Annotated in this window: 25 protein-coding genes; 12 read left to right on the top strand and 13 right to left on the bottom strand. The window is 28.3% G+C overall.

Annotated elements, in window-relative coordinates; translation table 11 throughout:
* Nucleotides 1-33 precede the first annotated feature (33 nt).
* The 6 genes from yqeB to I2A75_RS13075 all read right to left on the bottom strand — a co-directional run bounded on the left by yqeB (nucleotide 34) and on the right by I2A75_RS13075 (nucleotide 5,510).
* Nucleotides 34-864, bottom strand: a complete 831-nt coding sequence (gene yqeB, locus I2A75_RS13100) for a selenium-dependent molybdenum cofactor biosynthesis protein YqeB (RefSeq protein WP_243242169.1) — start codon at nucleotides 862-864, stop codon at nucleotides 34-36.
* A gap of 79 nt (nucleotides 865-943) precedes the next feature.
* Nucleotides 944-1,684: a selenium cofactor biosynthesis protein YqeC gene (yqeC, locus tag I2A75_RS13095; RefSeq protein ID WP_195265213.1), complete on the bottom strand. Its 741-nt coding sequence runs from the start codon at nucleotides 1,682-1,684 to the stop codon at nucleotides 944-946.
* Nucleotides 1,685-1,912: 228 nt separating this feature from the next.
* Entirely contained in the window at nucleotides 1,913-2,971 is a 1,059-nt protein-coding gene (selD, locus tag I2A75_RS13090; protein ID WP_195265211.1) for a selenide, water dikinase SelD, read from the bottom strand.
* Nucleotides 2,972-3,208: 237 nt separating this feature from the next.
* Nucleotides 3,209-4,348 carry a mechanosensitive ion channel family protein gene (locus I2A75_RS13085; RefSeq protein WP_195265209.1) on the bottom strand — a complete coding sequence of 380 codons (1,140 nt, stop codon included), beginning with the start codon at nucleotides 4,346-4,348 and terminating at the stop codon, nucleotides 3,209-3,211.
* A 270-nt stretch (nucleotides 4,349-4,618) separates the two neighbouring features.
* Nucleotides 4,619-4,777: a DUF1540 domain-containing protein gene (locus I2A75_RS13080; RefSeq protein WP_142690777.1), complete on the bottom strand. Its 159-nt coding sequence runs from the start codon at nucleotides 4,775-4,777 to the stop codon at nucleotides 4,619-4,621.
* Nucleotides 4,778-4,904: 127 nt separating this feature from the next.
* Nucleotides 4,905-5,510: an NAD(P)H-dependent oxidoreductase gene (locus I2A75_RS13075; RefSeq protein ID WP_195265207.1), complete on the bottom strand. Its 606-nt coding sequence runs from the start codon at nucleotides 5,508-5,510 to the stop codon at nucleotides 4,905-4,907.
* Between the two features lie 209 nt (nucleotides 5,511-5,719).
* On the opposite strand from I2A75_RS13075, the gene I2A75_RS13070 reads away from it, so the two are divergent.
* Nucleotides 5,720-6,103 carry a helix-turn-helix domain-containing protein gene (locus tag I2A75_RS13070; protein WP_279325039.1) on the top strand — a complete coding sequence of 128 codons (384 nt, stop codon included), beginning with the start codon at nucleotides 5,720-5,722 and terminating at the stop codon, nucleotides 6,101-6,103.
* 323 nt (nucleotides 6,104-6,426) lie between these two features.
* Here the strand turns inward: I2A75_RS13070 and sdaAA are convergent, their stop codons facing one another.
* The 4 genes from sdaAA to I2A75_RS13050 form a co-directional block, all read right to left on the bottom strand.
* Nucleotides 6,427-7,308 (bottom strand): L-serine ammonia-lyase, iron-sulfur-dependent, subunit alpha, encoded by an 882-nt coding sequence (sdaAA, locus tag I2A75_RS13065; protein WP_195265205.1) that lies wholly within the window; start codon nucleotides 7,306-7,308, stop codon nucleotides 6,427-6,429.
* Between the two features lies 1 nt (nucleotide 7,309).
* Nucleotides 7,310-7,990, bottom strand: coding sequence for an L-serine ammonia-lyase, iron-sulfur-dependent subunit beta (gene sdaAB, locus I2A75_RS13060; RefSeq protein ID WP_195265203.1), 681 nt, complete (start codon nucleotides 7,988-7,990; stop codon nucleotides 7,310-7,312).
* A 248-nt stretch (nucleotides 7,991-8,238) separates the two neighbouring features.
* Complete coding sequence (locus tag I2A75_RS13055) at nucleotides 8,239-8,871, bottom strand: hypothetical protein (protein WP_195265201.1); 633 nt, start codon at nucleotides 8,869-8,871, stop codon at nucleotides 8,239-8,241.
* 153 nt (nucleotides 8,872-9,024) lie between these two features.
* Nucleotides 9,025-10,680 (bottom strand): nucleoside kinase, encoded by a 1,656-nt coding sequence (locus tag I2A75_RS13050; RefSeq protein WP_195265199.1) that lies wholly within the window; start codon nucleotides 10,678-10,680, stop codon nucleotides 9,025-9,027.
* 197 nt (nucleotides 10,681-10,877) lie between these two features.
* On the opposite strand from I2A75_RS13050, the gene I2A75_RS13045 reads away from it, so the two are divergent.
* The 10 genes from I2A75_RS13045 to I2A75_RS18115 all read left to right on the top strand — a co-directional run bounded on the left by I2A75_RS13045 (nucleotide 10,878) and on the right by I2A75_RS18115 (nucleotide 22,227).
* Nucleotides 10,878-11,564 carry a DUF421 domain-containing protein gene (locus tag I2A75_RS13045; protein ID WP_195265198.1) on the top strand — a complete coding sequence of 229 codons (687 nt, stop codon included), beginning with the start codon at nucleotides 10,878-10,880 and terminating at the stop codon, nucleotides 11,562-11,564.
* Nucleotides 11,564-11,944, top strand: a complete 381-nt coding sequence (locus I2A75_RS13040) for a DUF4363 family protein (protein WP_195265196.1) — start codon at nucleotides 11,564-11,566, stop codon at nucleotides 11,942-11,944. The genes I2A75_RS13045 and I2A75_RS13040 overlap by 1 nt, the downstream gene beginning before the upstream one ends.
* 554 nt (nucleotides 11,945-12,498) lie before the next feature.
* A complete protein-coding gene (locus I2A75_RS13035) occupies nucleotides 12,499-13,722 on the top strand; it encodes an argininosuccinate synthase (RefSeq protein WP_195265194.1) in 1,224 nt (407 codons plus the stop codon).
* A 2-nt stretch (nucleotides 13,723-13,724) separates the two neighbouring features.
* Nucleotides 13,725-15,125 carry an argininosuccinate lyase gene (gene argH / locus I2A75_RS13030; RefSeq protein ID WP_195265192.1) on the top strand — a complete coding sequence of 467 codons (1,401 nt, stop codon included), beginning with the start codon at nucleotides 13,725-13,727 and terminating at the stop codon, nucleotides 15,123-15,125.
* A complete protein-coding gene (gene argC / locus I2A75_RS13025) occupies nucleotides 15,113-16,147 on the top strand; it encodes an N-acetyl-gamma-glutamyl-phosphate reductase (protein ID WP_195265190.1) in 1,035 nt (344 codons plus the stop codon). Before argH ends, argC begins: the two co-directional genes overlap by 13 nt.
* A gap of 36 nt (nucleotides 16,148-16,183) precedes the next feature.
* Complete coding sequence (gene argJ / locus I2A75_RS13020) at nucleotides 16,184-17,404, top strand: bifunctional glutamate N-acetyltransferase/amino-acid acetyltransferase ArgJ (protein WP_195265188.1); 1,221 nt, start codon at nucleotides 16,184-16,186, stop codon at nucleotides 17,402-17,404.
* A 16-nt stretch (nucleotides 17,405-17,420) separates the two neighbouring features.
* Nucleotides 17,421-18,275 carry an acetylglutamate kinase gene (gene argB / locus I2A75_RS13015; protein WP_195265187.1) on the top strand — a complete coding sequence of 285 codons (855 nt, stop codon included), beginning with the start codon at nucleotides 17,421-17,423 and terminating at the stop codon, nucleotides 18,273-18,275.
* Nucleotides 18,276-18,404: 129 nt separating this feature from the next.
* Nucleotides 18,405-19,568, top strand: coding sequence for an aspartate aminotransferase family protein (locus tag I2A75_RS13010; RefSeq protein WP_195265186.1), 1,164 nt, complete (start codon nucleotides 18,405-18,407; stop codon nucleotides 19,566-19,568).
* Between the two features lie 148 nt (nucleotides 19,569-19,716).
* Nucleotides 19,717-20,643: an ornithine carbamoyltransferase gene (argF, locus tag I2A75_RS13005; RefSeq protein ID WP_195265185.1), complete on the top strand. Its 927-nt coding sequence runs from the start codon at nucleotides 19,717-19,719 to the stop codon at nucleotides 20,641-20,643.
* 369 nt (nucleotides 20,644-21,012) lie between these two features.
* Complete coding sequence (locus I2A75_RS18115; RefSeq protein ID WP_195265183.1) at nucleotides 21,013-22,227, top strand: 3D domain-containing protein; 1,215 nt, start codon at nucleotides 21,013-21,015, stop codon at nucleotides 22,225-22,227.
* 234 nt (nucleotides 22,228-22,461) lie between these two features.
* Here the strand turns inward: I2A75_RS18115 and I2A75_RS12995 are convergent, their stop codons facing one another.
* Together I2A75_RS12995 and I2A75_RS12990 are read right to left on the bottom strand one after the other, a co-directional pair.
* A complete protein-coding gene (locus I2A75_RS12995; RefSeq protein WP_195265180.1) occupies nucleotides 22,462-23,502 on the bottom strand; it encodes a nucleoid-associated protein in 1,041 nt (346 codons plus the stop codon).
* 258 nt (nucleotides 23,503-23,760) lie between these two features.
* Entirely contained in the window at nucleotides 23,761-24,420 is a 660-nt protein-coding gene (locus tag I2A75_RS12990) for an HAD family phosphatase (protein ID WP_195265178.1), read from the bottom strand.
* Between the two features lie 359 nt (nucleotides 24,421-24,779).
* Here I2A75_RS12990 and fba point away from each other — a divergent pair, with 359 nt between their 5' ends.
* Complete coding sequence (gene fba, locus I2A75_RS12985; protein ID WP_195265176.1) at nucleotides 24,780-25,643, top strand: class II fructose-1,6-bisphosphate aldolase; 864 nt, start codon at nucleotides 24,780-24,782, stop codon at nucleotides 25,641-25,643.
* A 128-nt stretch (nucleotides 25,644-25,771) separates the two neighbouring features.
* Here fba and I2A75_RS12980 read toward each other — a convergent pair whose 3' ends face one another.
* On the bottom strand, nucleotides 25,772-26,587 hold the full coding sequence (locus I2A75_RS12980) for a ZIP family metal transporter (RefSeq protein ID WP_195265174.1): 816 nt from the start codon (nucleotides 26,585-26,587) through the stop codon (nucleotides 25,772-25,774).
* Between the last annotated feature and the right edge of the window lie 95 nt (nucleotides 26,588-26,682).

The raw sequence follows: 26,682 nt of genomic DNA, 5'->3' as shown, positions 1-26,682 counted from the left end.
AGGAATTATTTTTATACATAATTAATAAAAACTTCATATACCTTTTTTATTTTTAATCATTAATAAAGCTTCTAATACACCACCTCCTATATTTCTAGCTTTATCTGAAATTGTAGTATAATTATTTATTTCTTTTAACCTTGGATCTATATCTCCTATTTTTAATCCTACTTCAACTCTTGTTCCATCTTTTATAATACCTCTAAGTAACCCATCTATAGGTGCTAATACTTTTTCATTACCTATTGCTGCCAAAACTTCACCTTTTTTAACTATGTCACCTATAAATTTATAATTTTTTATAACTCCATTTGCTTCACTATATATTACTCTCTCTTTTGAATAACCAGCAATTTCTCCTGGTACACCAGTATTAGGCATTGCATAACCTTCAAATATTAACCTTCCTAGGTTATGCCCCCTCATTGTTTCTATAACAACATCAACATCAACACCAGCCTCAAATCCTGGTCCTAGTGCTATTGTTATTGGTGCCATTTCCTTATTGGTTCCTAAATTTTTTTTAGCTAGTATGGCATCCACTACTACAAATGGCTTAATTTTATTAATAAACTCTCCATTAGCATCTACTACTATTGGAATAAATTTATTCTTAAATGCATTATTTATATCATCTAGATTATATGCACGAATTGCTTTTATTCCTTCTACCTCAGCTTTTCCATTATATATAGCATCACTAAATGCTACGTTTCTTCTAATTGCAGTTGGTTTTTCTATTTCTAAAACTAATACATTAAATCCACTTCTATATAACTTTTGTATTGTTCCAGATGCTATATCTCCTCCACCTCTTACTATTACAGTCCCTAAATCCATAGCTCCCATCCTCTTTCTTATCATTTATATTAAAATAAATATATATCTTTAACTTTACTACTTCACTTAAATAAATCTCTTCTAAATTAGTAATCTATAAACTCTACATTAACACTATTTTATAAATTTTATTTTTTAAACTTCCATATATAATTTTATCTAACAACTTATCCTTTTCATTTCTTTTGATAATTTCCTTAATAAGTAACTTTAAATTATTTTCATCAATTGTCTCTACCTTATTTAGAAATAATAACCTTTCACCCTTAGAATACTTAAACAAACCATCTTTATTAAATATTACTTTTACAAAATGATTTATATTTATAACTTCTCCTAGAGAACTATTAGTAAGATCATTAAATTCACATAATCTATGCACATTATTATCATTTATTTCTAATCCTAATGATTCAAGACTCATAACTCCTATAGTTAAGTTTGTCTCACTAGAAATGACTGGTTCAGTATCATTCCAGCCCTTAATTGGTTTCCTTTTAGAGCCATCAGCTTCTAATAATATAAAATCAAAATCTTTTGTTAACGTTTTTATATCACTTTCATTTATACCTATAAATTTATTTTCTTTAGTTATAGCTTTAGAATATGCGTAAATTCCATTATTCTTCTTATCCCTTATAGAGTGATATTGGTTTTCACCTACAGCTAAAAAATCCACTTCATCTCTTGTTGGAACGAGAATTTTTGTTGTAGTTGATATTAAAACTTTATTATCATCTTTAAGATCATTTGCTAATAAATACATTAAAGTTGTTTTCCCACCACATCCAATTATAGATATTACAGATTTATTTTTTATCCCTATAATCTCCTTCAGCTTCAATTACTATCTCCCTATTCCTATTTAATTTTTCTATACTAATTCTAAACCACAATATAATTATATAATAAATAGTATATATGTTAAATATTTGAACACAAATTTGTTAAATTAACCATGTTTCTTAAATATTTCCTTTAAGTATTTTACAAATGTTTATAAACTTAAATAAATTTCAAGTTATTATATAAAAAAATAAGTGAAGATTATAAGCTTCACTTATTTTTTTAACTATCTTATTGTTATTATATTTTTATTACTTCCCTTTTTAACTACTCTACCAATAATCTCTGCTTTTATTTGACTTCTATTATTTATATTCTCTAATAATTCATTTGCCTTGCTTTCTTCAACTGAAATTAATAGTCCTCCTGATGTTTGAGGATCAAAAAGTGCAAGTCTCATTTGCTCAGAAATTTCAGGACTAAAGTCTACCCATTCTTCAAAATATTTTTCATTAGAATATGCTCCACTAGGAAGACAATATTCTTTTATTAAATCTATTACTTTATTCATTATAGGTATTTTTTTACTATCTATTTCTATTTCAACTTCGCTTCCATTTGCCATTTCATATGCATGTCCTATAAACCCAAATCCTGTAATATCAGTACAAGAATTAACTCCTACTTTTTGCATTTCTTCTGAAGCAATTTTATTAAGAGTTGACATTACATTTGCTGCTTCTTCAAACTCTTCATCTGTAATAAATTCTATCTTCAAAGCTGTAGTTAAAACACCGCATCCAAGAGGCTTTGTTAATATAAGAACATCGCCATCTTTAGCGCCTGAATTTGTTACTACTTTTTTAGGGTCAACTATTCCTGTAACAGAAACTCCGTATTTGATTTCTTCATCTGTAATTGTATGTCCACCAGCTATTGTTGCTCCTGCTTCTCTTATCTTATCAGCCCCACCTTTTAATATCTCTGCTAATATTTCTGGTCCTATAGTTGCTGAGAAACATGCTAAATTTAATGCTGTTAATGGCTTTCCTCCCATTGCATAAACATCACTTAATGCATTAGTTGCAGCTATTTGACCAAATGTATATGGATCATTTGCAACTGGTGTAAAAAAATCTACCGTTTGAACTAATGCCAAATCCTCTGACAATTTATAGACACCAGCATCATCTGATTTATCAAAACCTACAATTAAATTTGGATCTCTATCCTCTACATTGGCTTCTATATGACTTAAAACCTTTGCTAATCCATCTGGAGTAAACTTACCTGCGCATCCGCATCTTGTTGATAATTGTGTAAGTTTTTTATTATTTAGTCCCATATAAACACCTCTTATATATTCTTCTATTATAATTCATGTAATTTACTTAATAATTAAATTATACCACTAAATTTTCATAAAAAAAGTGGACATATATAAGTTACTTATTCCATAACATTTTTAATACTAATTAACAAACTTACATATGCCCACTTGAGCTCTAAACTAAGAATAATATATAATATGCTTTCTATCTTATATATTATTAATTTAATTTAACATTTGCTTTAATTTCCCCTATTTTCCTCTTTCTTCTTCAGTTATATTTCTTATTGATTCTAGTTCTGTACATTCCGTTTCACAATTTGCTCCTCTATTCTCTAATCCATTTCCAAAATTAAAAGTAAAGAACATAAGCTCTACTTCTTCTTCTCTAAGTATTCTTAATATATCCATATTTATTTCTTCTTTTAATTTTTCGTATAATTTATAATTTAATTCATTAGTATAGAAATAAACAAAAACTCCAAATCCATAAGTTGATAGCTCATTAAAACTTACAATAATTAAATCTTTATCAATTTTTTCATGACTATTTAATAATTCTTCAATTCTACTTATGCAATTTTTAATTTTTTCAACTTCAGTGTCAAACTTAATAGTGAACTTAAAATGTATTCTTCTTAGTTTTCTTTGTGTCCAATTTATAATATTTTCATTTGCAAGCTTTGAATTTGGTACAGTTGCAACCGCCATAGAAAACGTCCTTATTTTTGTGCTTCTAAACGTTATATCTTCAACTATTCCTTCAACTTGAGATGTTTGTATCCAATCACCTATTGCAAAAGGTCTATCTAATACTATTATAACTCCACCAAATAAATTAGAAAAAGTATCTTGTGCCATTAGTGCAAATGCTACACCACTAATTCCAAGACCAGCTATGAATCCCGTAAAACCAAATTCCCTAGCTACACAACTTACCCCTATCACTATAATAACTAATCTTATTATTATAGATACAAAAGGAAATACTATTGTATTTCCTCCATCATTTTTATGCATTCTTGTATATAAGAGAGAATTTTCTAGAGTTAAATTGTAAAAGAAATAACATATTACTATAACTATAAATATTTTTTTTAATCTATCACTTGTAACTGTATTAACATTCAGACCATCGAAATCTATAATCTTTAATGATGCATAAAAAGAATATAATGTTATATATAGCTTGATTGGCTTTTCCAACGCCCTTACCAAGCTATCATCTGCAAAATTTTTAGTTCTCTTTACTATCCTAATTATATAATCAAAAATCTTAGTTATTATATATTTGTTTATAGCTAAAGCTATAATTATGACTATACCTGCAATTATGTATTTGCTTATACTTATCTTTAATAATTCTGTAAAAATATCTTCTATCTCTTTCATAGTTCCTCCTAAAAGGATTTCTATAAAATGTTAACTATAAATCTAAATAACATTTTCATTTTTATATCAAATATTATTTTTACCTATATTCTTTATTTTTATCCATTTTATGAATTTAATATTTCCTATAATTCTTCTTAAATTCACTAATTATTTGTCATAAGATTTAATATATTTTACAAATAAAAAGAGAAAGGAATTATCCTTTCTCTTTTCTCTTAGATTTATTTAATTTAAATCCAATATCTAGCTTGTAATTCTAAAAAATTATTATCTTAATTCAAAAGAATCACAATCTGTACATTCTACTTGAGTTGGATTTTTTTCATGAGTTCCAACTTGAATCATTGATAATGTACAATATTTTTCATTTGTATTATTATACTTACATTGTTCAACTGTACATTTTATACTTGGGTTCTTATCCATTAAAATCACCACCTTACAAAGTTATTATTAGCTTTATAAGTTATACTATTCATAAAATAAAACTATTTTAAAGTGATGAAATTAATCTATTTTATTGATCCTTAGAATCTCTTCTTAAATCTTTAAATTAAAAATTCTTTGCTATTTCTTTTGCTTCAGCTATTTCATCTGTAACAATCTTTTCTACATCTATTCCATATACATCTAAGTTTTCAGCAGCAACGCTCTTAATATCTTTAACACCAAAGAATGTTAAAATAGATTTTAAATATCTTTCTCCCATTTCTAGGTCTTTAGTTATTGGATTTGAATAATCTCCACCTCTTCCAGAAACTATTAAAGCCTTAGTTGCTTTACATAATCCTACTGGACCATTTTCAGTATATTTAAAAGTTATTCCTGTTACACTTACATAGTCAAAATAAGCTTTAACTATTGCTGGTGTTCCTAAATTCCACATTGGTGTAGAAATAACAATCTTATCTGCTTCAGCTATTTGATAAGCATATTTTAAAATTGGGTGCTTCTTACTCTCTTCAGTTTTTTCTCCAAATACAGCTGCTAAATCTTCTGGTCTTAAAAAGTCAATTCCTTCCTTATATAGATCTAAAACTGTTACTTCATCATTTGGATTATTCTTTTTATATTCTTCTATAAAATTATCTGATATTCTAAATGTTCTTGATTGTCCTTCTGGTTTAATATTTGCTTTTATATATAATACTTTATTCATTTTGTCCTCCTAATAGTAATTACCATTGGTAATATACTTGTATTTTGCTATAATATAAATACTAGTTTAAATATTCTTTTTTTTCAAGTAGACACTTTTTTTATACATAGTATCCAAATTGATACTGCTTCTCAATTAAAATAGTATAACTTATATTTTTATTGTGATTAAATTTTGTGAAATTTATGTTATAGATAAGGAGAAATTATATGGAGAAATTCTCAATAACTCATAATGATTGTTATATAAACGAATCAAATAACTCTCATGAGATATGTCCAATGATTTTGGTGCATAAGCTAATTTCTGGCAAATGGAAAATATTAATACTATGGTATTTATGCAAAGAACCGCTTAGATTTAGTGATTTAAAAAGAAAGCTTCCTAATGTTACTCAAAAAATGCTTACAAATCAACTTAGAAGCCTAGAAGAAGACAATTTAATTTACAGAAAAGTTTATCCTGTAGTTCCTCCCAAAGTTGAATATGGCCTAACTGCTGTTGGAGAAAAAATAATGCCTGTACTTCAGGCTATGCATAATTATGGTGAGGATTATATAGATATGATGAACGGAAACTCAATGGATAATTAATAATTTACGCCGAAGAATTAAGGTGATAATTCATATTCGCTAAATGAAAAATTATAGAATGAATAAGTTATTGCATTAATTTTAGGAAAGCCGAATGAAAAAATGATAGAGTTATAGAAAAATCCTTAAGGGATTTTTAATTTATATTGTGCTTTACACAAATTAATTCTTTAAGTTTTACGTAGTAAAACCTCCTTAACTCTTTCACTATTAACTATTAATTTGTGCTCTTTCGCTTCCTAAATATTTATTAATAAATATTAGTGGATAAATATAAATAGAGCATGCGAAATAAGCATACTCTATTTATATTTATCACAATATTAATTGTCTCCAAAGACTTTTTTCTTTAACATTAATCCAGCTTTTGTTACTGCTACGCCACCTTGTGCAGTTTCTCTTAATGAAGCTGGTAAACTTCTTCCTACTTTGTACATTGCAGATAATGCATCATCAAAAGGTATCTTAGATTCTACACCTGCCATTACTAAATCTGCTGTACATAATGCACTCATAGCTCCAGAAGCATTTCTTTTAGCACATGGAATTTCTACTAATCCAGCAACTGGATCACAAACTAAGCCTAATATATTTTTAAATACTATAGCAGCTGCATCTAATGACATTTTTGGTGTTCCACCCATCATCTCTACAACTGCTGCTGATGCCATTGCTGCCGCTGATCCACATTCGGCTTGGCACCCACCTTCAGCACCTGCAAAAGTTGCATTTCTTCCAATTATCATTCCAACTGCTGCTGATGCAAATAATGCTCTCATTAATTCTTCATCATTTTTTCCAAGCCTTTCTCCAGCTGTTAAAATAACAGCTGGTAAAATACCGCAAGAACCAGCAGTAGGGCATGCAACTATTTTCCCCATTGATGCATTTACTTCTGATGATGATAATGCCATAGCCATCGCTAAAACCATAGTATCTCCAGTTAAAGAGTTTCCCTTTTTTAAATATTGTTGCATTTTATATGCATCTCCACCAATTAGCCCACTAACTGAATATACTTCTTTTTCTCTTGCTTCAGTTGCCCCACTTCTCATGGCATCTAAAGTTTTTTTCATTTTTAGAAATACCTCTTCTCTTGAAATATCCCTATCTTCCATTTCTCTTATAATTGCGTATTCACTTAATGAAATTGAATTTTCTTCACATATATGTACAAGTTCTTCTCCAGATTTTGCTATATCCAAACTACTCACCCTCCTCAACTTTATTAATAAGGATTACTTTTTCTATTCCTTCAACTTCTTTTATTTGTTCTATTAATTCATCTGAAATTTTACTATCAACTTCAAATGTCATAGTTGCATTTTTACCTCTTTGACTTCTGCCTAAATTTAAAAATGCAATATTAACTTTATTATCATATAAAATATTTGTAACCTTTGCTACAGTTCCAGGTATATCTCTATGGGAAGTTATTATCGTTGCATAAGCACCTGTGAATTTAACTTTATTTCCGTTTATTTCAACGATTTCAATATTTCCTCCACCAATTGAACTTCCTATAACATCACACTCTTTACCATTTTTACACTTAATTAAAAATCTAACAGTATTAGGATGATAATCTCCTAAATCTTCGTCTTTAAATGTTATTTTTATTCCTTTTTCTTTTGCAATTTCAAGTGAATCCCTAAGTCTTTCATCTGAAGGATCCATTCCCATTATTCCTGCAACTAAAGCTCTGTCAGTACCATGTCCCTTATAGGTTTTTCCAAATGATCCATGTAATAAAAATGTCACTTCTATAACATCATCACCTGCAATCGCTCGAGCAACTTTACCTAATCTTGCTGCTCCTGCAGTATGTGATGAAGATGGTCCTACCATTATAGGGCCTAATATATCAAAAACACCCATGCCACTCATGATTTTTTCTCCTTTTGTATTTAATTTTGCTATACATATTATATATTGGAATTAATTAAAAATCTATACAAGCTATTACTTATTAAATGTATAAGTAGAACACCTAATAAATTATAGTATATGAATAAATTTAGTATTTTACTAATTTATATAAAACTTAAATATAAATGCTTCACTCTTTTAATTAAATGAATATATTGATTATTTATTATACCTATTTAATTTTATAACTTATTACATAAAAAATATTAACCAAAGAGTTTAACTAAACTTAAATCATATATTTTTATTAAGTAAGGATTATCCTTAAAATAAAGTCTAAACTTATTATCATTTTTCTTAAAGTAAATAGTAGTTATACCATTTAACTCTCTTTTTAAATTAATCTTATCTATTTCGTGCCTTTTATACTTAAGTATACTCTTTCTTCTTATAACTTCCAATTCATCTTTATCAATATTAAATACATTGTTTTCAAATATAGTAACCTTTCTACTATATATTATTCCTATAATAAAAATTAAAAATATTAATATCGCAAATCTAGGCTTTTCTATAAGATTTATAATAGAAGTGGAAATTAAATAAAAAGGAAAAATTTCTTTAAAAACTTTGGTATTAGTGTAATCAAATAATATATTCTCCTTATTTAGCTCTTTTCTTAAATCTTCAAGCTTACCTTTTTCACTCCATAAAAGAGAACCCAAACTTAACGAGTAAATTTTCCCCCTATAAGTTAGTATTCCTAAATAGCCTTCATCATAAAAAACACTTCTAATATCTGATTTTTTTATTTTTACTTTTCTAAAAAAACTTTTATAAATGAAATCATCATCAGTTAATTCTATAATTACTTTTTTATAATCATTTATTAATACCATAAAAACCCCCATAAGTAATTTAAGAATGAAAAAGTTAAGAAATGAAAAAAATAAAATAAAAATTTTTAAGATTTTTTACACTTTCATAATTTAACGAAGGTAAATTATTTCCTAAATTCTTTCATTCTCTCACTCTTTCATCCTTTCACTTTTCTAGTATTTATAAAATACGCTTCCACCTATAAATTCTCTTAATATACTATTAGTTGGTACATAATCCTTATCTATTTCTTTAAAGAAACCTAAAAATGATTTTAGTCTACTTGCTTCTAAATAAACTGGACTGTCTTGACCAATTTTATCTAGCTCTTCTAGTGCATATTTCTTTAATACACATAATTCATAAACTAAAGTTGAATTAAACATAACATCAGCTTCTTCTTGGAAAACAAAAATATTTCTTTCTTCTCCTCTTCTAATAGATGGCCACATCTTCAAGGTTTGTTCTGCTCCATACCCTCTAGATAAATGATCTCTAACGATTCTTCTTACTCTTCTTATATCAGTAGTTGCTATTCTATTATGATTATCTAAATTTAATTGAGTTAGTGCAGATATATAAATTTTAAATTTTTGATTATCTGAAATTGATGAAGTAAGAATTGGATTTAACCCATGGATTCCTTCAATTAATAATATTCCATTGCTTGGAAGGGTTAACTTATTACCAACCCACTCTCTTCCACCCTTTTTAAAATTAAAACTTGGAATTTCTACTTCCTCTCCTCTTAGCAAACTGCTTAAATTAGAATTAAATAATTCTAAATCTAAAGAATAGATACTTTCAAAATCATATTCTCCATTTTCGTCTTTTGGAGTATGGTCTCTATCTACAAAATAATCATCTAATGATATAGGGATTGGTACATACCCATTTACTCTAAGTTGAACTGATAATCTATTAGCAAAAGTAGTCTTACCTGAAGAGCTAGGCCCTGCTATTAACACAACCTTTGTTTCTTTTCTTTCATTTATCATATCAGCTATTTGTGCTATTTTCTTTTCATGCAAAGCTTCAGAAACCATAATTAAATCTCTAAACTCTATATTTTCAACTTTGTCATTTAATGAGCCAACTTCTCCAACGCCTAGAATGTTAAGCCATCTTTCTGTTTCCATAAAAATTTGAGATAACTTTCTATTTTCCTTAAAATCAGATACAGAATTTAAATTATCTTTTTCTGGATATCTTAATACAAATCCTGGCTCATAATACATTAAATCAAATGCTTTAATCACTCCTGTTGAATATGCCATTTGACCATAGAAATAATCATATCTTCCATCTAATTCATATAAATTTACATTTTCAAAAGATACATGATTTAATAAAGAAACCTTATCATCCATTCCATATCCCTTAAATATTTCAATAGCTTTTTCTCTTTTTACTCTTATCTTATTTATAGGTAAGTCTTTTTCGATAATCTCTTTCATTTTCAACTTTATCTTATCTATATCTCCAGTACTTAAAACTTCTTCCTTATGAAGTTCACCAAATACCCCTTCTCCAAGACTATGTTCAATTGTTATAACTGAATTATCGAAAAGGTCTAAAGTAGCTTTTATAAAAATGAACTGTAATGTCCTAGTGTAAATTTTATATCCTATAGTACTATCAAACATTATTAATTCTATATCACCATCTCTATCTATAACTCTAAACAACTCATGATACTTTCTATTTACTCTGCATAATGCTACATCCGTTGAATCTATTTTTAGTGAAGTGTCTATAAATTCCTTGTAAGTAATACCCTCTTGAACATCATATTCTTTGCCCTGGTATTTTATCTTAAAAATACTCATAATTGCCCTCCTCCAGCTAAACTTTTTGTCAATATTTTCTAAATATCCTTATTTAATATTATATACTGAATGTTCAAAAAATCTATAAAAATATCTTACATAATACTACCTTATTAATACTCATATAATACTCACCTTATTAATATAAGAATAAATCTATGCATTTATACAAATAATATCTCTTACGAGGTGGTTTTATGTTTATTGTACTAATTAGAACAATTTTTCTTTATGCTTTAGTTATATTAGTAGTTAGGTTAATGGGAAAGAGACAAATTGGAGAATTGCAGCCTTATGAATTTGTAATTACTATAATGATTTCAGATTTAGCTGCATTACCGATGCAAGATACACGATTACCATTAATATTAGGCGTTATTCCTATTATAACTTTACTATTTATTAAGACGGTATTATCATTAATTCAACTAAAAAGCCAAAAAGCTAGGAAAATTTTAGAGGGTGAACCTTGCATATTAATAAATAGAGGTAAAATAAATTTTGAAACTCTAAAAAAACAACAAATTAACTTAGATGAACTTATGGAAGAAATAAGACTTGCTGGATATTTTGACTTAAGTGAAATTGAATTTGGTATATTAGAAAATAACGGACAAATGTCCTTTCTAACTTCTAATAAATCTAGTGATGGAATCTCAAATTCTCAAAATACTAGTTCATCTGAGCCTAGACTACCTATTATTTATGTTTTAGATGGTAGAATAAATAGAAATGCACTAACTTCCGGAAATAAAACTGATGAGTGGATTCAAAATGAACTAAAGAAACATAAGGTTAACTCAATTAAAGATGTGTTAATTGCAATGACAGATACTAAAGGTAAATTTATTTACCAACTTCATACAGATAAGGAGGATAATTAATGAAAAACAGCATTATTTCTATACTCCTATTTATAGTATTAATTACAGGATTATTTTTTCTTGATACTAAATTTGTATCACTTTGTGATGATGTAATGATAAAATGTGAAGAAATAGAAGATCTTCTTGCTGAAGGCGAAGAATATTTAGCATATGAAAGTTCAGTTGAACTATTATCATTAATTAAGGAAAAAGCTGATATTCCTGCAATATATCTAAATCATGTTGATTATGATTCATTAATGAATGAATCCCTAAAGTTAACTCTTTATATAAAAGGTGAAGATAAGGCTGAATCATTAGCAACTCTTCATGTAGTAAGATATGCAGCCGAACATTTAAAAGATCTACAAAAGCCTAATTTACAAAATTTATTTTAAAATAATTTTTTAATTCAATCTGATCTTATTTTAATTTGCACTTAATTATAAACATGCAAAGCTTATATGAAATAAAAATTACTTGGGATGTCTTTGACATCCCTTTAATTTTAATTGTATGACAGCATATTTTAAAATTTTTAAATAAAAAAACATTCATAAACTAGTTCATAAAAATGCATCAATATCATATACATACTATTATCGCGCAAGATTTATACGAAATATTTGAATAATTATTCAAATATACCATTGCATAATTATACCATAAGCTGTATAATTATAAACATAGTTTTCTCGCAAACTATATGAATATTTTTATTTGACTACTTTTAATATTTTAGTAGCCTATATAATATCTAAACAAATATGGCTTCAATATTGCTAATTCTATCAAATAAATCTATAAATGTTTTTAAATATAAATGTTTGATAATTAAATAGATAATTGAAGCATATAAATCAAACAAATTTTTATTAGTAATAAATATACTGTTGCTATTTATAAATATTCTTTCTTTTATTCTTAGCAATATACAAGGGGGCTTTAATATATGAAAAAAATTAATAAAGTTGTACTAGCCTATTCAGGAGGATTAGATACTTCAATAATTATTTCTTGGCTAAAAGAAAATTATAACTGTGAAGTTATTGCTGTAGTTGGTAATGTTGGACAAAAGGATGAACTCGTAGGTCTAAAAGAAAAAGCACTTAAAACTGGGGCTTCAAAGTGCTATATAGAAGATTTAACTCATGAGTTTGTTAATGAATATATTTTCCCTACTATTAAGGCTAATGCTATTTATGAAGGAAAATATCTTCTTGGTACATCTTTTGCAAGACCAATAATCGGTAAAAGATTAGTTGAAATAGCTTTAGCTGAAGGAGCTGATGCTATTTGTCATGGATGTACTGGCAAAGGAAATGACCAAGTAAGATTTGAGCTTGCTGTTAAAGCCTTTGCGCCAGACATGGAAATAATAGCTCCATGGAGAATTTGGGATATAAAATCTAGAGAAGAAGAAATTAAATACGCTTTGGATAAAGAAATTCCAATAGCAATAAGCTACGAAACTAATTATAGTAAAGATAAAAATTTATGGCATTTAAGTCATGAAGGCCTTGATTTAGAAGATCCAAATAATGAGCCAAACTATGATAAAATCTTAGAGCTAACAAATACATTGGAAAAAGCACCTGATAAATCAACTTATATAACTTTAAAATTTGAAAAAGGTATTCCAGTTGAATTAAACGGTGAGAAATTAGATGGTGTTACTTTAATTGAAAAGCTTAATAAAATAGGCGGAGAAAATGCCATTGGAATAATTGACATGGTTGAAAATAGGTTAGTTGGAATGAAATCCAGAGGTGTTTATGAAACCCCAGCTGGAACTATACTTTACAAAGCTCATAAAGATTTAGAAGAAATTTGCCTTGATAAGGAAACTTCTCACTACAAAGAAATTGTAGCATTAAAATTTGCAGAAATTGTTTATAACGGCCAATGGTTTACTCCCCTTAGAGAAGCTTTAACCGCATTTATAGAAAAAACTCAGGAAACTGTTACTGGTGAAGTAAAACTTAAATTATATAAAGGAAATATAATAAATGCTGGAATGACTTCTCCTTACTCCTTATATAGCGAAGAGTATGCAACATTTGGAGAAGATGCTGTATATGATCAAAAAGATTCTGCTGGGTTTATAAACTTATTTGGTCTTCCTATAACAGTTAAAGCAAAAATGAATGAAACACTAAAGAAAGCTGGTAAATAAATATGAAACTTTGGGGCGGACGATTTGAAAAAGGAGTTAATTCATTAGTTAATGATTTTAACTCATCAATACGAGTAGATTCAAGAATGTATAAGGAAGACATCTTAGGTAGTTTAGCTCATGTAAAAATGTTAGGAGAACAAAATATCATCCCAAAAGAAGATAGTATAAAAATAGCTGCTGGCCTAGAAACAATATTAAAAAGATTAGAAAACGGAGTTATCAAAATAGATGAAGCTTCTGAAGATATCCATAGTTTTATAGAAGGAACATTAACCTACTATATTGGTGATGAAGGAAAAAAACTTCATACTGGAAGAAGCAGAAATGACCAGGTAACTCTCGATACAAAGCTATATTTAAAAAGTGCCTTAAAAGATTTAGTAAATAATATTCTATCTCTTCAAGAAGTTATCTATCAAAAGGCTAATGATAATGTAAATACTATAATGCCAGGATATACTCATATGCAAAAGGCACAACCTATAACCTTTGCACATCATTTATTAGCATATTCTGAAATGTTTAAAAGAGATTTAGGTAGAATATTTGATTGTTATAAAAGATTGGATCAAATGCCATTAGGTAGTGGAGCTCTTGCTACATCAACCTATAACCTTGATAGACATATGATAGCAAAAGACTTAGGCTTTGCTTCTCTTACCGTAAATAGCTTAGATTCAGTTTCAGATAGAGATTATGCAATAGAAGCTTTATCAACCTTATCTATGATAATGATGCATTTATCAAGATTTTCTGAAGAAATTATTCTTTGGGCAACAAATGAATTTAGCTTTATTGAACTATCTGATGAATATAGTACTGGTAGCAGCATAATGCCACAAAAGAAAAATCCTGATGTTGCAGAATTAGTTAGAGGAAAAACAGGAAGAGTTTATGGTGATTTAATAACACTTCTTACTGTTATGAAGGGGCTTCCTCTTGCTTATAACAAAGATATGCAAGAAGATAAGGAAGCTTTATTTGATGCCTTAGATACAGCAATTTTATCATTAAAAACCTTCACTGGAATGTTAAATACTATGAAGATTAATAAAGAAAGCATGAGAAAAGGAGCTTCTAGTGGATTTACAAATGCTACTGATGTTGCCGACTATCTAGTAAAAAAAGGTTTAGCTTTTAGAGTGGCACATGAAATAGTTGGTGAAATAGTTCTTTATTGTATAAAAAATGATTTAGCCATAGATGATCTTTCATTAGATGAATTTAAAAACTTCTCACCTATTTTTGAAGAAGATATATATACTGCAATAGATTTAGTAAATTGTGTTGAAGAGAGAAAGGTTTTTGGCGGTCCAAGTTCCTCTTCAGTAAAAATTCAATTAAATTTACTTTTAGAATCAATAAAAAATACTAAGGAGGATTTAAAATGCTTAAAGTAGGAATAATTGGGGCAACTGGCTATGTAGGAGTTGAACTACTTAGGCTTTTATCAAATCATCCTAAAGTTACTATTGAAGCTATAAGTTCAGTTTCTTATGAAGGTGAGCCAATATCTTCTATATATAAAAATCTATATGGTGTTACAAACTTAATTTGTGAAAACCAAAATGATGTTATAAATAAATGTGATATTATATTTGCTGCACTTCCTCATGGTCTTAGTGAGGAAATTGCAGAATTAGTTTATAAGGAAAATAAAGTACTTATAGACCTTGGGGCAGACTTTAGATTAAAAAGCGAAGAAGATTATAAGAAATGGTATGGAAAAGATTTTTTATATAAGGATCTTCATAAAAAAAGTATTTATGCTCTTCCTGAGCATAACAGAGAAAAAATTAAAGAATATAAAATAATAGCTAATCCAGGATGCTATCCTACTTCGATAGAACTTGGATTAATGCCTTTACTAAAAGACTCATTAATTAAATTAGATAATATAATATGCGATTCAAAATCAGGAGCAACAGGTGCTGGAAGAGGTCTTGCATTAAAGTCTCACTATCCAGAACTAAATGAAAACTTTTCTCCATATGGAATAGGTTCTCATAGACATACTCCAGAAATAGAACAATGCCTATCAGATATAGCACAAGAGGATGTAAATATTACCTTTACTCCTCACCTACTTCCAATAAATAGAGGTATATTATCAACTATATACTGCTATCCCAAAGAAAAAACAACTATTGAAAATATTCATAATTTATACTCTAACTTTTATAAATATGAGCCTTTTGTAAATATACTTCCACTTGGTGATACAGCTTCTATAAAAGATGTTAAATACACAAATAATTGCAATATATCATTACATTTAAATCATAGAGGTGATGGACTAATAATCATCAGCACAATAGACAATATGATTAAAGGAGCTGCGGGGCAAGCAATACAAAATATGAATATAATTATGGGATTTGAAGAAACAGACGGATTAAAATTAGTTTCTTCTGGAAACTAATTTTAATTTTTTAATTGTAATAAGGGGGTTTTACAATTGCAATTAGTTACTAACAATGGAATTACTGCTCCTCAAGGTTTCCTTGCATCTGGAATTCATTGTGGACTTAAGAAAAATAACTTAAATCTAGATTTAGCACTTATTTATTCAACAGTCCCAGCCACAGCTGCTGGAGTATATACAAAAAATAAAGTTAAGGGAGCTCCTATTTATATAACTAAGGAACATTTATCTAATAAAAAAGCTCAAGCAATAATAATAAATAGTGGAAATGCTAATACATGCAATGGGGATGATGGATTAGTAAAAGCTAAAAGAATGACTGAACTTCAAGCAAAGGCTCTTAAACTAAAAACAGGTGATATTTTAGTTGCATCAACAGGTGTTATAGGAATTCCTTTAAATATAGATGCAATAAAAAATGGAATTCCAATGCTTACAGATAGATTATCAAAAGATGGTTTTGATGATGCTGCCACTGCAATAATGACAACTGACACTTATAAAAAGCAGCTATCTTTAGAGTTCATGATAGGTAACAAAAAAATAACTATTGGAGCTATGGCAAAGGGTTCTGGAATGATAGAACCTAATATGGGAACTATGCTCTCTTTTATAACAACCGATTTAAATATTTCTGGAGAAATGCTTCAGGAAGCTTTAAAAGAAAGCACAAAAATAAGTTATAACAGAGTCAGTGTAGATGGTGATACTAGTACAAATGACATGGTTTTGATATTAGCTAATGGTCTTGCTGATAATGAAATAATTAAAAGAAAAGATACAAATTACTACTTATTTATTGAAGCATTGAATAATATTAATATAACTCTTGCTAAAATGATCGCTAAAGATGGTGAAGGTGCAAGTAAGCTTCTTGAATGTGTTGTTTATAATTGCAAATCTCAAAAAGATGCAGAAATATTATCTAAAAGTGTTATAAACTCCCCTTTAGTAAAAACAGCAATGTTTGGTAGTGATGCTAATTGGGGAAGAATTTTATGTGCTCTTGGTTACTCAGGAATTAATATAGATCCAAACAAAATAGATTTAACATTTGAAAGCTCTGTAGATAAAATTGATGTTTGTAAAAATGGTATAGGACTTTCCTTTGATGAAGTTAAAGCCAAAGAAATATTATTAAAAGATGAAATTACTATCCATATTAACATGAATGATGGCAACTTCTCCTCTACTGCCTGGGGATGTGATTTAAGCTATGATTATGTAAAAATTAATGGTGACTACAGAAGTTAACTGGAGGTATTAAGTTTTGAATTATTTTGAACATGCAAGAGTATTAACTCAAGCACTTCCATATATACAATCATTATCAGGTAAAATAGTAGTAATAAAATATGGTGGAAATGCAATGACTAGTGATGAACTAAGGAAAAGTGTTGCAACTGACATAGTATTATTACAATGTGTAGGAATAAAACCTGTTATAGTTCATGGAGGTGGACCTCATATATCAGAGTTTATGAATAAAATAGGTGAAGAAAGTAAATTTATAGATGGTCTCCGTTATACAGATGATAAAACTATAGAAATAGTTCAAATGGTTTTAGGAGGTAAGGTAAATAAAGACATAGTAAGCTTAATAGAAAGCGCTGGTGGAAAAGCACTCGGCTTATGTGGCATAGATGCCTCATTTATAAAAGCAAGAAAATTAGAAAAATCAATTGATCTCGGATTTGTAGGAGAAATAACATCTATTGATACAACTCTACTAACTACTTTATTATCATCAGGATACATTCCTGTTATAGGATCAATTGCAACAAGCGAGAATTGCACTCAAACTTATAATATAAATGCAGATATCTGTGCATCTAAATTAGCTTCAGCGCTAAAAGCTGAAAAATTAATGCTACTTACAAATGTTCCTGGATTAATGATAGATCCAAATGATGAAGCTACATTAATATCATCACTAAGACTACATGAAATAAAAAAACTACAAATGGATGGAATAATAAAAAGTGGTATGATTCCTAAAATTGATTGTTGTATAGAAGCCATAAGAATGGGAGTAAAAGAAGCACATATAATAGATGGCACTCTCCCCCACTCAATACTTTTAGAGCTACTCTCAAAAGAAGGAATAGGAACAATGATATATTAACAATGTATAATGGACAATTGACAATGCATAATTAAGGTATAAACTCTACGAGTTTAGGAAATATATTTTTAATTCAATAATTATTAATTGTTAATTATCCATTGTCAATTTTTACATGGGGGTTTTTATATGTCTAATGATTTATCTTTAATGTCAACTTACTCTTATCTTCCTGTGAATTTAGTTAAGGGTAATGGCTGTATGCTATATGATGATAATGGAAATGAATATATAGATTTTACAAGTGGAATCGGGGTAAATAGCCTTGGTTATGGGAATTCTGAATGGAGCAAAGCTATATCTAATACCGCCTGTACTTTGCAACATACATCAAATATTTTTCTTAATGAGATTACTTTAAAGTTAGCTGATAAAATAACTACTCTTTCAGGAATGAGTAAAGTATTTTTTTGCAACTCTGGTGCTGAGGCTAATGAAGGCGCTATAAAATTATCTAGAAAATATAGTTTTGATAAATATGGAGCTAATAGAAATAAAATTCTTACATTAAAGCAATCTTTTCATGGTAGAACTTTAGCAACTTTAACAGCAACTGGACAAGATAAATTTCACAACTACTTCTTTCCTTTTCCTGGGGGATTTGATCATTTTAAAGCAAATGATATAGATGATTTCAATGATAAATTATCTAATGATGTTTGTGCTGTTATGATGGAAGCAATTCAAGGTGAAGGTGGAATTTATCCTTTAGATTATAAATTTGTAAAAGAAGTTTATAAAATATGTAAAGAAAGAGATATTATTTTAATATTTGATGAAGTTCAATGTGGAATAGGTAGAACTGGAAAACTATTTGGTTATCAACACTTTGATGTAAATCCGGATATAGTTACCATTGCTAAGGGCTTAGGATCAGGTTTACCTATAGGAGGTTTTCTATGCAATGAAAAATTATCAACCGTCTTTAAACCTGGTGACCACGGTACAACATTTGGTGGAAATCCAGTGGCTTGCTCTGGAGCATTGGTTGTTTTAGATACCATTTGTACTAACTCTAAATTAAATGAAATTACGGAAAATGGTGAGTACTTAATTTCTTTACTTAAAGATATAGATTCAAATTTAATTAAAGAAGTTAGAGGTAAAGGCTTAATGATAGGATTAGAACTAAAAATACCAGCTTTAGAAATACAAAAGAAAGCACTAAAAAAAGGGCTTTTAGTATTAACAGCTGGACCAAATGTCGTTAGGCTACTACCACCTTTGATAATAACAAAAGAAGAAATAAAAAAAGGAATAGAAATAATAAATGCAATATTAAGCAATGAGTAATAACAATTGATAATGGACAATTAAAATTAATAATTATTGAAATAATTCAGCACAGCTGAATTAAGAATATATTTTCTAAACTCTAAAGGTTTATCATTAATTATCCATTGTGCATTGTGCATTATCAATTGTAAAAATGGGGGTTTTTATGAATAAGGATTTACTTAAAATGGAGGATTTATCTAAGGAGGAAATTCTTGATATTTTAAATCTTGGGGATCAATTAAAATATGAATTGAAACATGGTATTAAACATCATTATCTTGAAGGTAAAACTCTTGGAATGATATTTGAAAAGTCTTCTACTAGGACAAGAGTTTCTTTTGAAGCTGGCATGTATCAACTAGGAGGGTACCCATTATTTTTAAGCTCAAGTGACTTACAAATAGGCCGTGGGGAGCCTATTCAGGATACATCTAGAGTATTGTCTAGATATCTAAATGGAATAATGATAAGAACCTTTGCTCAAGATGAAGTAAAGAGACTTGCTGAATCTTCTAGTATTCCAATAATAAATGGTCTTACTGATGATGAACATCCTTGCCAAGTTTTAGCTGACTTAATGACTATTAGAGAAAATAAAAATACTTTTGATGGTTTGAAAGTAGCTTATATAGGTGATGGTAATAATATGGCACAATCACTTATAGTCGGTTGCTTAACTGTTGGAATGAACATCTCTCTAGCTATTCCCAAAAATTATATGGTTAAAGATCACTATATAGAAAAAGGAAAAGAAATTGCTAAAAATAATAATTTAAACTTTGTAATAGTTGATAATCCTGAAGAAGCTATTAAAAATGCTGATGTAGTTATAACTGATGTATGGGCTAGTATGGGAAAAGAGAATGAAGCTAGCGAAAGACTAGCTGCCTTTTCTTCTTATCAAGTAAACTCTAAACTTATGTCTCTTGCTAAAGGTGATGCTATAGTTCTTCACTGTTTACCTGCACATAGAGAAGAGGAAATAACTGAAGAAATACTAGAAAAGCATGCAGATACAATTTTTGAAGAAGCTGAAAATAGACTTCATGTTCAAAAAGCTATTTTAGTTAAATTAATAAAGGAAAAATAATAAAAATAAAAGAAGTCCATGGGTTTATTTAAGCGCTTGGACTTCTCTTATTACATCTATAATTAAGAATTATATTTTACATTATATGAAAATCAGAAAGTTAATACATATCACCTAACTCGCAATTTGCAAATATACTACTTTCAATCCAATTAGAAGTTAATAGTAATTATTTTCTTATAAACATTTTATAAATTAAAATATATTATAATAAATTCTCACTATATACCATTTATTCCATGATATCTACATAAAACTTGCCAATATCCAATATTTATTGTAGGATATACACTATCATAAGAATATTATATGGACAACCTATATAATTTATTGTAGCCTTTGCTTAGTTTTAATTGGAGGTGTATATTTTTGACAAAAAAAGCTTTATTATCTGTAAGTATGATTTTATTATTAATTTTCAACAATAGCAATTTCGTATTAGCAGAACCAAATTCTTCGGATACTCAAACTATTCAAGAGAATAAAGTTAAATATGAACAATTAGATGACGAAACTATAGAATTAGATACTGAGATTAGTAAGTTAAATACTGAAATAGAAAATTTAAATACTCAATTAACAGAAAATAATTCTAAAATTGAAGATACAGAAAATGAAATAATTACTATTAACCACAAAATTGAAGAAGCAAAGCTAGAAATTGAAGAAACACAAAAAACTATTGATGGACGTGTTCGTTCCATGTATAAAAGTAATATGGCTACAGATATGATTGTTTACTTAGTAACTTCTGAAAATCTTTTTGATATGCTTAATAGAGTACAAGCTATGAGCAAAATAATTTCAGTTGACAAACAAATGATTATTGAAATAAATGAAAAAAAAGAAGCTCTTGATAAAAATGCTAAAGAAATTGAAAAAAAGCAATCTGACTTAAAAAAACTTCAAGAATCAATTGAAAATAACTTAATTGAAGTAAGCGAGAAAAAGGAAGAACAACAAAAACTTTTAGATGATTTAAATTCTAGAAAAGATGAAATAATGAATATAATTGAAGCTAACGAAGAGAAATTAATCTCTCATCCATTATCAATTATAAATTCAGATTCTTCATCAATTTCAGAAGTTCAGGATGCAGTTAACACATTACAATATATGTTACCTCAGCTTAATAGTGATTATGTTATAGGATTAGCTAATGCTGCAATTGCTTTAGGCAATGAAAAAATAGCCTTAAGTGAAACTCCACCGCCAACTTCCAATTTTATGGGGGATGCTAGTACTAACAATAGTAGTAACAACAATAGCAATAACAATACTAATAATAGCTTAGGATCGTATTCTATGACTGCTACAGCTTACACTGGACATGGCTTTACTGCAACAGGCCTTAAACCAGTACATGATCCTAATGGACTAAGTACAGTTGCAGTTGATCCAAGTGTAATACCCCTAGGCTCCAAAGTTCATGTTGAAGGTTATGGATATGCAATAGCTTCTGATACAGGTGGTGCTATTAAAGGCAATAAAATAGACCTATATATGAATTCTGAAGCAGAGTGCATTGCATTTGGTAGAAGAACAGTAACCGTTACTATTATAGCTTATCCGGGTGAATGGTAGGATTTTGCAAAACAAAATAGTGAAAAGTGAAAGAATTAGTAAAATAATTCAACCATGTTGAATATAAAAATCTAAATATTAGCAAAGAGGACAGTATCTAAATTTACGTAAATCTAGATACTGTCCTTTTTATTAAAAGTGCTGTCTAACACTTGGAATTTAAGTTTTGACTAGCAAAACATCCCAAACTTTTCACTATTAACTTTTAACTAAATAAATTGCTTTGCAATCTTCTTACTTCTCTAAATAATTAATAACATGTTTTATTATCATATTGATGCTTCCATCACCATTTCTTTGTATTTCAAATCTAGTATTATCATGATAAGCTTCTTCATTTATGTATAAATCTATATCTTTGTCAATTTTTAGTCTTACTCTCTTTAACTTTTTTTCAATCCATTGCTTATCTACAGCAACTTCATCTTCTAAGCCATGACTTTTTACAAAGGTTGAAAAATCATTTTTTACTTGTGGATTTTCTTTAAATAGCTCATTAGAAAGCTCATCTATATTTATAGTATCTTCTTCTTTTAACTTTGCTTTAACAGTAGTCCTTATTCTCTCTGCTTTATCTGCATCTTCTACTATATTACTTCTAGTCCAATTTTCAGCTGCTTTTAGGAATGTTTTAGTCATATCCCTTTCACTACTAATTATTGAGCATCCTAGGAAGTTGCTTATAAAGTAATTTGCTCCATATTCTTCTTCCTCTTTACTTTTTCTTTGCTTATCTATAACCATTAAATCATATCTTTGATTTTCTCTTATAGGTTTAATAAAAGCTGCTTTTTGTATCCTTTGACTACTACCTGGAAGTCCTGCTGATTGTGGAACTATATCTATTCCTATTTTATTTTCTTTAAACCCAACTTGGTGAGTAAAATTCTTAACATAATCCATCTTAAGTATACCAATCATTGGACCTTGATCTGTAATTAATGAAACTATTATTAAATCACATGAAGGTATATTTACATTTGCCTTCATTATTATAAACAATTGCCTTGCAAGCTCTTGTGATAATCCTATTAAATTGTTATCTATTCCATTTAAATAATCTTGAACTACTTCTTTTACTATATTTCTTTCTTGGTTAAAAACTGCATATTTTAATTCCTCATCTTTAAAACATTTTTCTATATGTCTATGCAGAAACTTATATGTCTCTTCATTTAATTCAAGGTTATATTCATTTAGAATTGCTTCATCCCCATTAGAATCAACAATATGTATAACAGCCTCTTGTATATTTATATCATTTATATATTCCATTAGTACACCACCTATAATATTTCTTAAATAATTTAGATATATAAGTTGCAATAATTTTTATATTTATCTAATTATATTTATTAAAGAATATTTAAATAAATTTATTATTTTTGCAACTTATATAAGAATAATATATAATTATAATTTTCCTATTCACTAAAAAACATTTCTATTTATTTAAATAAGTTTATAAATTATTTAGTATGATTTTATTAATAATTATTCATGTTATTAATTGAAAAATATTTTCCTTCAAAATTAAAATGAAGTTTCAATTAAATTAACTACTTCTTCTAAATTATTTAGCTTTTTAAATGCTAACTTTTCAATATCTTCACTAGGCTCTTTTAAATCTGGTATGATAACTGGAATCATTCTTGCCCTACTTGCTGCTATCGTTCCTGCTTCTGAATCTTCTAGTACCATACATTTATTTGCAGGTATATCTAGCTTTTCTGCAACTTTTAAAAACACCTCTGGATTTGGCTTAGATTTTTTGACTTCATCTCCGCATAATATATAATCATAATAATCATAAATACCAGCCTCTTTTAAAAGCCTATAAGCTACTTCCCTATTTGAAGATGTAGCAACAGCTTTTTTTATATTTTTATCAGTTAAATATTTTAATAACTCGTCTATTCCCTTCTTCTTTTCTACTTCACCATTCATTATTTTTGATAAATAAATATTATTTCTTTCCATTATATAATTATCAACATTTATTTTATTTTCAAACTCACTATGTAAAGTATTTCTAACACTTTCATGATTAGTTCCAAGTAATTTATATAGCAAATTTAAATCAAATTCTATATTAAATTCCTTTGCAGCTTCCTTCCATGATTCATAAGAAAGTCTTTCTGTATCAAATATTAATCCATCCATATCAAATATTACTAGTTCTAAATTTTCCATTGCACTTCCCCCAGTCATTTCTTCATTATATATTCTATACTAAAACTTATTATTTTTTAACCTCTAATATAAATTGCGAATATAAAGGCTAAGATAACTAGATATTATATAAAAATCGGAAAGTTAATACATATCATTATGTTTAAGTCGCAATTTATAACAATGGTTTAATAAATTTTAGTTAAATAGCCATAATATTTATACACTAGAAATTAATTTCTAATTTTTTTGTTTCAATTAAATTTATTTTGGGTTATAATACTATTGACAAGAATAAATATGTAGAATATATATTCTTGATATATTTTAGCTTTACAGCTTATATTGTAATAAAATTTAAAATTATGGAGGTTTATACCATGTTAGTTTCAGCACAAGAAATGTTAAACAAGGCTAAAGCGGGAAAATACGCTGTAGGTCAATTCAATATTAACAACTTAGAATGGACTAAAGCTATTTTACAAACTGCTCAAGAAAATAATTCACCTGTTATATTAGGAGTTTCAGAAGGAGCTGCTAAATACATGTGTGGTTTCAAGACTATAGTTGGAATGGTAAATGGCATGATGGAAGAGTTAAACATCACTGTCCCTGTTGCAATTCACCTAGATCACGGTAGCTATGAAGGAGCTTTAAAAGCTATGGAAGCTGGATTCTCATCAATAATGTTTGATGGATCTCACTATCCAATCGATGAAAACATAGCTAAGACAAAGGAAATGGTTAGATTAACTTCTGAAAAAGGACTTTCTTTAGAAGCAGAAGTTGGTTCAATCGGTGGAGAAGAAGATGGAGTTGTAGGTGCAGGCGAAATTGCTGATGCTGCTGAATGTAAAGCAATTGCTGACTTAGGAGTAACTATGTTAGCTGCTGGTATTGGTAACATCCACGGACAATATCCTGAAAACTGGAAGGGATTAAGCTTTGATGCTTTAGAAGCTATAAGCAATGTTACAAACAATGTTCCTCTAGTATTACATGGTGGTACTGGAATTCCAGAAGAAATGATTAAGAAAGCTATTTCTTTAGGTGTTGCTAAGATCAACGTTAACACTGAGTGTCAATTAGCATTTGCTGAAGGTACTAGAAAGTATATTGAAGCTGGAAAAGACCTTCAAGGAAAAGGCTTTGACCCAAGAAAGCTTTTAGCTCCAGGATTTGAAGCTATAAAAGCTACAGTTAAAGAAAAAATGGAATTATTCGGATCAGTTAACAAAGCATAATTCTATTAAATATAAAGGTAGAAAGATTTTCTTTCTACCTTTTAATTTTGTCTAACAATTTTAGCCTAGTCTAAATTTTTAGACAGAATTTCTTCTTTATAATCTTTTAAATTCCATCATTACTTATATTATCCTAAAGCAACATCTAAAACCATCATGACTATAAAGCCAAATATTAAACCCAATGTTGTTAGTTTTTTATTCTCCATTGATGCTTCTGGTAATAACTCTGCACCTATAACAGCAATCATGGCTCCTGCTGAAAATGATAATAAAAATGGTAGTATGCTTCTAACTGATAATGCAGCTATTACTCCAATTACACCCGCTATTGGTTCTACTAAACCTGACGCTTGACCATATAAAAAGCTTTTTGATCTTGATATACCGTCTCTTCTTAATGGTAAAGATACAGCAGCTCCCTCTGGAAAGTTTTGTAGTCCTATTCCTAAGGCTAAAGTCATTGCTGCTATTAATGATGTTCCTGGTATTCCAACTGCAACACCACCAAATGCAACACCCACTGCTAAACCTTCTGGAATATTATGAAGCGTTACTGCCAGAACTAGAAGTATACTTTTTTTGTATTTGCTTGTTTTAGGTAAATCTTCCTCTCCTTTGTTGGTAATTACACCATAAGAATATGAATCCATCAATTTATCAGCAAAAATTAAGAATAGTCCCCCTAAAAGAAATCCCAGTGATGGAATAACAAATCCACTATATCCAAGTTCATTACATAGTTCTATTGCTGGATTTAATAAAGACCAAAAACTAGCAGCCATCATTACTCCAGCACCAAACCCTAACATTGTATTTAAAACTTTCTTATCTACTTTTTTAAAGAAAAAAACCAATGATGCTCCTAAAGCTGTAATAAACCAAGTAAATAAAGTTGCAAATAATCCTTGAATAACTGGATTAAGTTCACTAAACCAGTCCATATATATATCCTCCTTAGTATTTAGATTCCTTAATTATAATTTACTAAAGAGGCTCAACTTTTGTTACAGATAAATACAAAATACTACATTATTAT

The organism is Clostridium sp. 1001275B_160808_H3, assembly GCF_015550425.1.
Taxonomy (GTDB): Bacteria; Bacillota; Clostridia; order Clostridiales; family Clostridiaceae; genus Clostridium.
The sequence above is the reverse complement of the archived record's forward strand: the minus strand, read 5'-3'. Positions and strand labels throughout refer to the sequence as shown.